The 12,049-nt window shown below is 43.3% G+C and carries 9 protein-coding genes; 1 reads left to right on the top strand and 8 read right to left on the bottom strand.

What is annotated here, in order from left to right; genetic code table 11:
* Positions 1-38: 38 nt before the first annotated feature.
* Entirely contained in the window at positions 39-212 is a 174-nt protein-coding gene (locus HWQ58_RS19130; RefSeq protein ID WP_292865917.1) for a hypothetical protein, read from the bottom strand.
* Between the two features lie 450 nt (positions 213-662).
* On the opposite strand from HWQ58_RS19130, the gene HWQ58_RS38530 reads away from it, so the two are divergent.
* Positions 663-809 carry a hypothetical protein gene (locus HWQ58_RS38530; protein ID WP_366838234.1) on the top strand — a complete coding sequence of 49 codons (147 nt, stop codon included), beginning with the start codon at positions 663-665 and terminating at the stop codon, positions 807-809.
* Positions 810-960: 151 nt separating this feature from the next.
* Here HWQ58_RS38530 and HWQ58_RS19120 read toward each other — a convergent pair whose 3' ends face one another.
* From HWQ58_RS19120 to HWQ58_RS19090, 7 genes are all read right to left on the bottom strand, one after another.
* Positions 961-2,097 carry a 3-oxoacyl-ACP synthase III family protein gene (locus HWQ58_RS19120; RefSeq protein ID WP_292865914.1) on the bottom strand — a complete coding sequence of 379 codons (1,137 nt, stop codon included), beginning with the start codon at positions 2,095-2,097 and terminating at the stop codon, positions 961-963.
* Positions 2,098-2,122: 25 nt separating this feature from the next.
* Positions 2,123-3,922: a ScyA-related TPP-binding enzyme gene (locus HWQ58_RS19115; RefSeq protein ID WP_292865911.1), complete on the bottom strand. Its 1,800-nt coding sequence runs from the start codon at positions 3,920-3,922 to the stop codon at positions 2,123-2,125.
* 49 nt (positions 3,923-3,971) lie between these two features.
* Positions 3,972-5,486, bottom strand: a complete 1,515-nt coding sequence (locus HWQ58_RS19110) for a class I adenylate-forming enzyme family protein (RefSeq protein WP_292865908.1) — start codon at positions 5,484-5,486, stop codon at positions 3,972-3,974.
* Positions 5,487-5,532: 46 nt separating this feature from the next.
* Entirely contained in the window at positions 5,533-6,948 is a 1,416-nt protein-coding gene (locus HWQ58_RS19105; protein WP_292865905.1) for a cytochrome P450, read from the bottom strand.
* Between the two features lie 18 nt (positions 6,949-6,966).
* Complete coding sequence (locus HWQ58_RS19100; protein WP_292865902.1) at positions 6,967-8,670, bottom strand: histidine ammonia-lyase; 1,704 nt, start codon at positions 8,668-8,670, stop codon at positions 6,967-6,969.
* 110 nt (positions 8,671-8,780) lie between these two features.
* The gene (gene aroF, locus HWQ58_RS19095; RefSeq protein ID WP_292865899.1) at positions 8,781-9,887 is read right to left on the bottom strand and encodes a 3-deoxy-7-phosphoheptulonate synthase; all 1,107 of its coding nucleotides are present in this window, start codon (positions 9,885-9,887) and stop codon (positions 8,781-8,783) included.
* Positions 9,888-10,763: 876 nt separating this feature from the next.
* Positions 10,764-11,576, bottom strand: coding sequence for a hypothetical protein (locus HWQ58_RS19090; RefSeq protein ID WP_292865896.1), 813 nt, complete (start codon positions 11,574-11,576; stop codon positions 10,764-10,766).
* Between the last annotated feature and the right edge of the window lie 473 nt (positions 11,577-12,049).

Raw genomic sequence — 12,049 nt, 5'->3', positions numbered from 1 at the left:
TTCTCGCTGTGCTTGAGTCTCAAGCTCTTAAATACTAATTAGATAGTCAGGGGGTCATTGCCAGAACCACCTAAGACTCGGTCGTCACCTCCACGGCTTGATATAACATCGTCTCCATCTAAGCCAAAAATTGTATCGCTATCATCGGTGCCGATAAGAACGTCACTGCTTTGCGTTCCATAGATTTGGTTGGCGGGTAAATTTTTGTGCATTTTTAATTTTGACCTTGTTGCTTTATGAAAGTTGTATTTTTCTTTAACACCCTAGTGTGTAGGCTATACACCTGTCTTTCAAAATTGAACCTTTGTTTACTCATTCGGCAGTGGATGAGGATCATACGCAGGCGCATAAAAAATTTACATTGCCTTACATAATTTCATAATGCAGCAACGCCTACGCGAGAGTTAGGATTCGGACTAACTATTGTGTTGATTCTGGTTTTCATTGATATAGACTTGCTTGGTATGTTGTTAAGCGAGAAATATGGTTAAAATATCAAGCTAATTGCCACAAAGTCCAGCATTTGTAAACAATATTAGTAAACAGTGACATGATTGCGATTTATGGAATAGCTGCCAAAAATCTTCAGCGTTTCCGTACAGGTTGCCAATTCTTCTAGAGCAGATTACACAACAGCCTCCCTAGGATCAGCTTCTAAATCAATGAAGAAAAGATACTCGCGGAGCGATCGCTTGGTTGGACGAGATACAATCCAACTGAGATTAATGCCCCGACTAGCAAAACAAAACAACGGTTTCACAGGTGTGCTAGGAACATTGGCGGGAACGCTAAAAGCAAGGGAAGTTTGACTCCCGCCAGTGGAGGATTCTAAACCTAGCACCCAGAAACGGGTATAGTTGTTGGGAAAATCATTAATCGGGCAAGCCAGAACTGGTAGATGTTAAAGTTTGGCGGCTCTAGGAGATGCGATCGCACCAGCTGTCTTATCTGAGAATACACTTACCTAGTCAACAACGGAATTTTATCTTCCTGCTGGTTACGGTAAACTGCGTCAGCAGGGAGGGGTCCCAACTTGACATCGCCCCAGCGCATCACAGTTGCCGCTGCGGTAGATGCAGAACCAATTGTATAAGCAAGAACCAAGTCATTTTCCTGGACTTTGCCCATTTGTGCGCCATAGTACATATTGACGATGGGGAGTACTGGTCCAATGTTTGCAATCTGTGGGTAGAGATTGATTGTGCGCTCCGGATCGATGCCCAGCGCCCGCACGCACAAGTTTGCATACCAAGCAGTGGGTGTATTGAAAGCAAAGAATTTGATATCGTCAAGAGTCACACCTGCGGCTTCAATAGCACCTTGAGTGCATGCACGGACGAACTCCACACCTGTGCCACGGATCTGTTGGCTGGCGTTTTTCCCATTCTGGATACGCATCCGTGGGTTGCCCTGGGCATCTGTTATGAGTTCATTAAAGAAAGCTCCGCAGGTGGCAGCGGTATGAATGATTTTAGTTGCCAAGACTCCTTGGTTCGGCTTCAGGGCACTGACCACAAAGGCTCCAGCACCGTCACCCATAAACCAAGATAGGGTATCGTCTTCGTCTACCAACCGAGAGTAAGTGCAAGAGATGACAATCAACACATTGCGGTAGGCTCCCGTTTGTACCAGCGCATTGGCAGTCTGGAGGGCAACCAAAGCACTAGAACAGGTAGACTCAAGATTCCAGGCGGGGCAACGCAAGCCCATTTCACCAACTAAGAAAGAAGCATTGCCCGGTGCAATTCGTTCGGGAAACAGGGAGGTGACAATCATCAAATCGACATCTTCAGTGGACATCTCTGCGGCAGCGATCGCATCAAATGCCACACGCTTCTCCAACGTCATCGAGGACTCATCTGGTGCCAATATCCGCCGCTCGACAGCTCCACGGAAGGGGTCTGACAAATAAGGTATCATCTCTTCGTCGAACTCGCTGGTTTTAGCGTTGGGGTCGTTAGCTGAAAACAATTTGGCTAATGCCTTTTGTTCGGCTTGAGTAACTAGCTGTGGGTACTTCTGACGCCAATATTCGTTTGTACGTACAATTTTAGGGAAGGTAACTGCAATTGAGCGAATTCCTACTGCTTGATTCATGATAAATCTCCTTTTAATCAATTAATTACTTATTTGTTTCTTTAGCGCCTTGTTCAATCAGACTCTGAATACGGCTGCCAAAGGGTGCAGTTTGTGTTGGGTCGATAATCACATCAACAACAAACGGTATCTTAGAAGCAAGTGCTTTCTCCAGTGCAGCCTGGAGGTCGGTTTCGCTTTCAACACGGATGCCGTCAGCTCCCATTCCTCGAGCGATCGCCACAAAATCCACTGGTGACATCTGAGTGTCTACACCCTTGAATCCCAATAACGCCATACCTTGACTACACATGTTGTAGCGTGAGTCATTCAGAACAATCCAAACGGCGGGAATCTGGTATTTGACGGCGGTGCTGACTTCACTATTCATCAGCATGGCACCATCCCCAAGGATGGCAACAGCTTTATCATTTTGTGCCAAGGCAGCACCCAAGATACCCGTAGCAGCATGTCCCATTGAGCCAAATCCAGTACTGACCCGGTAGCGACCTGGTTTAGTAAATCGCAGCGTGTGGGTTCCCCAAGCAAAGGAGTTACCTGCTTCGGTCATTACCACTGCATCGCTTTTCTCGACAAATACGCGCTGAATCGTATCCATCAGTACATCAGGACGCACCGCACCTTCAGCTTGGGGTAGGAGTGGTACTCGCTGGGGATTAGGCAGTACAGGGTAGTCACCGGGACGATTAGGAAAGTACTTGAGTAGGGCCTTGACAAAGACTTGCACATCCGACTGGATAGAGAAAGTCTCGACAGCTGGATAAGCAGTTCCTGGCACTTCTGGATCGATATCTACATGCACAAATCCTTTTTTTGGCACCATCGCCGGACTCCAGAACGAGGTAAATTCACCAAGCCTGGTTCCCAAAACCAATATACGCCCAGGACTTATGTCCTGCATGTATTTCACAACTGAGTTATGTCCGCCAAAACCTGTCACGCCCAAATACTGAGGATGATTTTCAGGAAAGATACCCTTACCACGGGGCGAAGACATCACCGCAGATCCGGTTCTTTCGGCAAGTTGGCGGATTTCTTCTGCTGCACCTCTAGCACCAAAACCAACCCAGATGGCAAAAGGTCCTTCAGAGAGTAACTGTACAGACTTGGCGATCGCATCCTCCCCAGCAGTTGTCAGAGTTTGCGAGAAAGTCACACGAGGTAACGATGCCTTGAGCAAACTTGATTGGATGGTTGTGGGGACACTCAGATGAGCGACAAATCCACCCGGTCGTGCTAAACCAGCAGCAAGTCGGCGTGCAATCTCTGGTAATTCCTCACCAGACTCAATGCTGGTAGCATAGTGAAACAACGATCCAGAACTACAAAAAACTTCACTGGGCATTGTGTAGCTACTGGTTTCTTGGAAAGCCCACCGTCCGCGCTGTGGTGCTGAGGTTGCAGGTGATAAGAAAATCACCTTCGCACCCTCCCAGCGTGCCGCGAACAATCCAGTCAGCGTATTGGTAATGCCTGGACCAGTGGTGGTAAACACAACTACAGGGCGGTTATTTGCAAAGTACGACTCAATGGCTGCAAAACCTGCTCCAGTTTCGTGGCGGAAGTGAAGCACCTCAATGGCGCTGTGTTCCAGACTTGCCCACAGGGAAGCGATCGCTCCTCCAGAGACGCCAAAGGCATGGCGTACTCCCAAATCTTCCAGCATTTTGACCACAGTGTCTGCTACTGTCAGCTGAGTTGGCTCTGATTGGCTAGATTGTTCATGAGACGATACCACTAAGGAGCCTGTGGGTTGCGCAAAAATAGTAGATCCAGATGATTTTTGCCCTGAGATGTGATTGGATTTAACATCAGTGTGTTTCATTGAATGAACCTCTTGTTAGGTTTTTTGAATACTTGGCTAAATTTCTGATTCAGACGGTAACAGTAGCGTATTGAGGAATTGATTTCTGACTTAAAAATCGCTTGAGGACTTTACCAGTTGGGTTTTTAGGAAGCGAATCTACAAATTGAATAACATGGGGAACTTTATAAATTGCTATCCTACGAGAACAGAATTCAATGATTTGCTCTTCTGTAACTGCGTTACCAGGCTTAAGTACGATGTTTGCCTTGACTATCTCACCTTTGAGCGCATCTGGAACTCCGTATACTGCACATTCAGCTACCGCCGGATGTTGATAAATAACATTTTCTACTTCAGTTGGATACACCTTAAATCCAGAAATATTGACCATATCTTTTAAGCGATCAACAATGTAGAAAAAGCCGTCTGAATCCATCCGACCAATGTCGCCAGTATGGAACCAGCCATTTTTAATAACTTGGGCAGTTTCAAATGGGCGATTCCAATACCCAAGCATGACGTTGGGCCCCTTGATAACTATTTCTCCCAACTCCCCTGGTTTTACCTGATGACCATCGCCATCAACAATCTTCATTTCTACATTTTCAATTGGCATCCCAATTGAACCGAATTTATATTTAAGCTCGTGGTTATAACAAGAACATGATGATGTTTCTGTTAAACCATACCCTTCATGAATGACGAGTCCATATTTCTCCTGCCAAATCTTTGCAACTTCAACGGGCATAGGAGCCGCAGCCGAAAAGTAATAGCGGATGCTTTGGAGATGGGAAAAAGAAGTGTTGAGCAGATTTAAATAGATTGTGGGTACCCCAAAGAACATAGTGACTTTTTCAGTAGCAATGGTGTCCAGAACTTGCTCAAGCTTAAATCGGCGTTGCAGGATAATAGTGGCACAAACGTTGAATCCAGCATTGAGAATTGCGTTTTGGCCAAAGCAATGAAATAGTGGTAAGTACAGCAGCAATCGGTCATCCGGTCGCATTCCACAACAACGGTTGTGGGAATACATATTGGAAATCACATTGCCGTGAGAAAGAGTGGCTCCTTTGGGGAAACCTGTTGTGCCTGATGTGTAAACGATGCAAGCTGGAGCGTGGCGATCCATTTCGACAGCACATCCTTCCCCCGAAGCGTTTTCTATTAGTTGCGTTAAACTAATTCCCTTGCTAGCTGTACCTTCTACAATCAAAATATGTTGCAGTTCGGGTAAGTCTGCCTCTAGCACCTGCTTGCTTTGAGTTTCTGTTGTAATTACTACTTTAGCAGCACAATCGTTGAGAATATAGCTGACTTCAGCACTTTTGAGCATTACATTGACTGAGACAACGATAGCACCAATTTTAAGAATGCCAAGATAAGAAATAATGAACTCTGGAATATTCGGCAAAAACAAGGCTACGCGATCGCCTTTTTTAACTCCCAATCCCCGTAAACCATTAGCCACGCGATTTGCTAACAGATTAAGCTGTTTATAGGTTAAAGATTTATCCTCAAAAATCAGGGCGATTTTGTCAGGAAATAACAGATGACCGCGCTCTACATGATGTGTGATGTTCATAATGAAAAAGACTCACTTTCAAAGCTACCTATGACAGCAAATTAAGTTAAAACGTCTTCTGAATCTCAGGTTGGTAGACATCACCAAAACTGATTTGTGGTTCCAATGTCATCAGGATGCCGTGGCGGGGACGTAATGTAAACATTGGCTCCTCCTCAACTGGATGTCCAAGTACTAGGTGCAGCCGATATTTTTGAGCTACCATCGCAACTATCAACTGCATTTCAGTCATTGCAAATATCTCACCTATGCATTGGCGTGGCCCGCCGCCGAAGGGGTAGTAAGCATAGCGGGGACGCGCAGCAGCTTGTTCTTTTGTGAAGCGCTCAGGGTCAAAGTCTTCGGGATTCTCCCAAAAAGCTGGTAGGCGATGGGTGATATAAGGGCTAATCATGATCACAGAGTTAGCTGGTATGTGATAGCCTCCAATCTCGTCGGCCTGTAAGTTAGTACGAGTATAGACCCATGCACCAGGATAAAGCCGCATCGATTCTTCGAGTACCATCCTGGTATATTTCAGGTTTGGTAAATCTTCAAGAGTCGGGGTACGCCCATTTAAAACACTCTTGAGTTCATCTTGGAGCCGACTTTCGACGTTAGGGTGAAGAGAAAGCAAATACCAAGTCCATGCAAGTACAGCTGCTGAGGTTTCAAATCCACCAGTAAAGATGGTCATAATCTCATCGCGCAGTTGTTCATTACTCATTCCCTGACCAGACTCTTCATCGTAAGTATCCATCAGCATAGAGAGCAGGTCGTCAGGACTATTACTGTTTTCCCGACGGGAGCGAATGATCCGATAGACGATTCTATCCAGTGTTCCCATCGCTTGCACAAAGGCGCGGTTTTTCGGCGTGGGTACCCATAGAGGTAGCTTGAACACTGCCCATAGTTGACTACTAAGATACTCATAAGCAGTATCCCATGCTTGATTCATCTCGCTAATTTCGTCTTCAGAATCAATGCTCAACAAACTCTTGACGAGGATATTCTGCGCTAGTTGCATCATCTGTGCAAACACATCTAGGGGTTTGTCTGAGCCGATGCTGCTCCAGTTATCTAGCATTTGGCTAATAGTTTTAGTCATGAAGGTGACTAATGCTCCAACCCGATGGCGATGAAAGGTTGGTTGCATCAAGCGGCGTTCGCGCCGCCAAGTATCACCCTCGGCGACTGCCAGACCATTACCGATTACCTGCTTAATAGACTTAAAGTTTTCGCCTTTAATGTAGTTACGGCTATTTTCTTGCAGGATGTACTTCAGATGATCTGGATGAGAGACTAAATAAAGCTGTTGAGGCCCCATTGCTCCCAGGTGGACTACTTCGCCATACTCCTGTACGGCATTCGTGAGAAACTGTAATGGATTCCGCAACATTTGCGGGAGGTTACCTATAATCGGGTAGCCGATAGGGCCTGGAGGAGCTTTGCTGATACTTGGTAAAATACTCTGTTTGTGCATCTGAACTGTCCTCAAGATTTAATTGAAACTTGACAAAATATCTTGAACTGCTTGCACAATCTGCCCACCAGATGCGATATCTGCACTAATCCGGGCAATATGTTCGTCAAGAGGTTGTTCGTGGTCGTTCCAGATATAAGGACGGTCAGGTGAGGCTGGTTGTCCGATGACATCACGCACTGCCATATATAAATCTCTGGTAGCGGGAGACAAACAAGCACGGGCATCATAATGGTCTGCAACTAAGTAGGTGCGTAAATCAACCGCTTGTACCCCAAATATCAAAGCGATCGCCATATACTGCTGGAACGTATCTACTGACCGACGCGCTAAGTTTGCAGAAGCAAAACCTTGGCTGTTGATATTTTGGTTAAATTGTTCAGCATGGGTAGGAAATCTGTCTGCGATCGAATTTCCATAGAAGGTTAACAATGGCATGATGGAGTTCCCAGATATTTGCAGACCTTTTAACCCCATGTTGACACTGCGCTCTCGGTTCCCCACTAAAGATGCTGGCAGTCCATTGTTAAATTCTGGCGCTACCAGGTAGGCTATTTGCACATCCAAATGTTTAGCCAATAACCCGATGTAGTAGCGCAGCTGATCCATTCCTACACCGATATACTGCCCTAAGAAATTACCGCCATGATAGCTAACTTGGTTCTCAACATCGATTAGCGGGTTGTCGGTGACAGAATTAATTTCTACTTCGATTTGTTTTTTAATCTGCTCGATCCCATCTACAATCGGCCCCATATATTGTGGTAAACAGCGCAGTGAATAACGGTCTTGAATTGGATCTCCACCCCGATAGTTGTGAGAACCATCTAGTTCTTCGCGGACTAAGCGTGAACCTGCTAGTAAGTTCAGCATTTGGTTCGCAGCCCATTTTTGCCCTGAATGTGGTTTGAGTTGATGAATAAATGGGTGGAATGATTGATTGGTACCATTCAAACCTTGAATTGCTAGGGCATGTGCCCCCATTGAGAGAGCTAATAAAACTCTGGTGTCGTAGACACAATTGGCAGCAATACCTGTCATGACTGAGGTGCCATTCATCATTGCCAATCCTTCTTTAGGAAGTAATTGCAATGGCTCTAAACCCAGATCACTCAACGCTGTCGGCGCATCGATTTCTTCGCCGTTAAAGTCAACAGTATAACAGCGGTCTAAACCAACCAATGCCCCAGTAATGTACGATAAAGGCACTAAATCACCGCTTGCACCAATAGATCCAAATTCATATACATGGGGTGTGACACCAGCATTTAAGAAAGTTTCCATACGCTGGATAAGTTCTAAACGAATACCAGATGCACCATGCAAGTGGGAGTTAGCACGCAAAAGCATGGCGGCTCGGACATCAGCTAGCGGTAATTTTTGTCCGGCTCCGGTTTTGTGATACCAAATCAGGTTGTTCTGAAGCAGTGCCGCAGATTCAGGGGAAATGACAACATTGGCCATGCCACCAAAACCACTTGTCACGCCATAAATTGGTTGACCAGATTCCACAGCATTACTAATGTAATCGCACGATGCTTGAACTCCTTGCACAACATCTCGATCATCGCTCAGGCGTACTTGAACACCATGACGGGACACACTGGCTACTTCGTCTATCGTTAGGTCTTGATTGCCTACAACTACAGTTTTGCTGGAATTTACTACGGAGGTTGCAGAAGATTGAAAGGTCTTGTTTTTGTTGAGTGATGTTGTATTCATTGAACTTCCAATTATTATTTAGATTGCACAGATGATGGACTGATTGGATGTCCTTGTTGGGAGTTGTGCTTTTGTTGCTTTGTCAGAGATATTTCAGGGAAATGGCACGCTTATAAAGCACTACTGGCGGTGGCAGAAACTCGTGCAGCAAACTTGGGGGTAACAGTGGTGCTATGTTGTTTAGACCAACGACCAAAGAACTTACCTAAAGAAGCCATTTCTAGCATTAAGTCTTCAAATGCTTCCGGTGTTAAAGACTGAGGGCCATCTGAAAGAGCCTTAGCTGGGTTAGGGTGAACTTCAATCATTAAAGAATCTGCGCCAGCTGCGATCGCTGCCAAGGTCATCGATTGGACAAACTCTGATTTCCCGGTGGCGTGGCTAGGGTCAATCATAATTGGTAAGTGAGTCAAAGTCCGCAAGACAGGGATTGCAGATATATCAAGGGTATTCCGTGTATACTGTCGGTCAAAGGTGCGAATTCCTCGCTCACACAAAATTACATTGGGATTGCCTGCTGCCAAAATATATTCAGCTGACATCAACCAATCTTCAATTGTGGCTGACAGTCCCCGCTTCAATAAGACTGCTTTACCTGTAGCGCCTACTTTCTTCAGTAGGGAGAAATTCTGCATATTGCGGGCACCAATTTGGATCACGTCTGCTACTTCAACAACCTTGTCTAAATCAGCTGCATCCATGACTTCTGTGATAATACCCAAACCAGTAGCTTCACGAGCTTTTGCTAACAAACCTAATGCGCTTTCGCCATGTCCTTGGAATGCATAAGGTGAAGTCCGAGGTTTGTACGCCCCACCTCGTAGGAACTGTGCCCCTGCTGCTTTTACTATCTGTGCTGTTTCGACAATCATTTCCTCATTTTCAACAGAACATGGCCCAGCAACTACAACTAAAGGATGGGTTTGTCCAAAGGTAACAGCTCCATTAGGTGTGGGTACAACCACTTCACTATGTTCTCCATAACGGAATTCTAAAGAAGCACGTTTAAATGGTTTTTTTACTCGGATCACTTGCTCAATAAAAAGGCTAAGATTTTGAATCTGCCTAGTGTCAATTTCTGCCGTTTCACCAACTAAGCCAATTACTGTTTTGTGTTGACCTTGACATACTTCTGGGGTGATTTCATAACGACTAAGTTCTTTAACAACACGTTCGATTTCTGTTGATGGCGTACCTAACTTCATAACTATAATCATTGCTTAAAATCTCCTAATTGCAACTATTGATTGAGTTGTGATGCCTAAACTTAAGAATGTTGTTTGTTTAACCCTTCAAATAACAATCAGTCTATTATTTGAGTTTTATGCAAAATCCTAGAAACTTTCTATTTGGTGAGAATTTATCGAATTAATTATCCAAAAGTGTTTCTGAGTTTGGTTAGTAAATTTCAAAGTTTTTCCCCGGATAAGCTTCTCGATTCGACGGCTAGTTCTTGAAATTCATCTTGTGTTAATTTTTGCAGCATTATCTACCAAACTATTGGCAATACGCCTACATATAAAAATACTAAGCTTTTTATTAATGTGCTGCTTATTTTTATATTTACCATCCTTTTCAAAAAAATACAAGTCTTATTTTTTGTTTTTAATTTTTATTAATTTCAGGATATTACCTTATTTACTTAACTAACCACATCCCAAAAAATATTCTTTAGATATTTATCTTTTCTTACTTATTTGAGTTTATTATTTTTTATCCAAATATAAAACTGGAAAAATTATCCCATTTAGGGATTTGCCAGAAATATATTTTCAAAGAAAATTTAAATGTACAAAGGCTAGCACTGGAAGATATTGTAAAATCGTGAATGGCCATTTAGAAGATATTTTAACATCAAAAAAATCATAGCTATATAAATTCTAGGCTCACTCATTTCTGGCAAATTTTTATAATCGCAAGCTTCAAGGTATGAGATTATAAATATAAATGAAAATGAATGTAGAGACGTAGCAGTGCTAAGTCTCTACAAGGTTTATGGATAAGCACATTTAATTGTTGAAGATATCCATTGATTCTGCTAGATGAGATTTAGCTCAAGAATTCAGTGCTTAGGTAAGTATCAGAGACTCCCCCTAACTACTGCTAGCTTTAGTAGTTTGTAATGAAGTTAATTCTGAACGAAGTTTTGCAATATCTAGCTTAAGTTCCTGATTCTTTATTTGTAGTGCCTCTAGTTGTGCTTTATAAGTATCACGCTCCGCTACCAATTTTTGCAGTTCATTCTGTTGAAGTGGAGAAGAAAGTGGCAGATGGTTAGTGGTTGTTTGTTCAATGCTAGAAACCTCAGCCTTGGGTAAGACTAATGCCTCTACTTGATTTGTATCCCTCTGCTGACTAATCGAAGAGGCTTTTTGTTGCGGTTCTTTTACTATTTTAGGAGTTTTATATTTTTTAATGAGATTTTTAACAACCTCTGGATCGACTACTTCTCCTGCTTTCAAAATTTTTATTGCTTCATCTATAGCAGCTTCAGATGTACTAGGAGCAGCCAGTTTATAGAGAGCAGTAGGAGTAATACTATTAATCAAATTTCCGATTATCGGAATTTTGGACTCAAATGCTTTAGCAACGTGAATAAACTCATAGGCTGAAGTTTTTCCCATTCCAAACTCCTGTCGTAGCCAAGGTAGAAACTTGCCATGTTCGGTAATTTTTTGAGCTTCTAACAAGTTGACACCAATGCAATAAATGTCCATAGCACTTCGTTTCAGCCTACGTCGTGTATCTTCTGCTAGAATGGCTAGACGTTGTTGTTTTTCCTCTTTACTCTCAAAGTCTAACTTGCTCTTAGGTACTGAAGACTGGTCAATAATTTTTTCTGAATGTGTAGGTATTACTTGGATTTCTATAGGAAAATCTGTTGACTCATGCTTACTAATTTTCATACAATTTATTTCTGCTAGCATTTGTATTTTTCCCTGAGATATTTTTGCAAAGCAGTTTTTTAGGCTTGTGATTTTATGTTTAAGGGAACTTATATTAAGTTACTCAGGTCAAGCTAATAACTTTTACGCAACTTCTTGTTATATCTTTACAAAAGTACATAATCGACTACTACCCCAAATACTATTTTAAAAACGCTAATGTGTTGTTATTCGCCAGTTTTGCGGCTTTTTTGCGATTGGCAGAACTACTCGTACCAATTCACGATGAAGATGTACTTAATATTTATTAAACGAATTGCCAAGTACGCCTTTTCTTAGAGAGGGCTATGGATGCGGGTGATTTTCCCAATTGGCAGACGCTTTACACCGATTTCTGCAACTGGTAAAGCGCGATCGCTTTTTTATTCATAATTGAGCCATTTTGTAAAGTCGCCAAACTCCTACTTCACTATGGCGACAGCCTGATCAACAGA

It is taken from the genome of Nostoc sp. LPT, assembly GCF_017115165.1.
Lineage (GTDB): Bacteria > Cyanobacteriota > Cyanobacteriia > Cyanobacteriales > Nostocaceae > Nostoc.
This window is presented reverse-complemented; position numbering and strand designations above follow the sequence as displayed.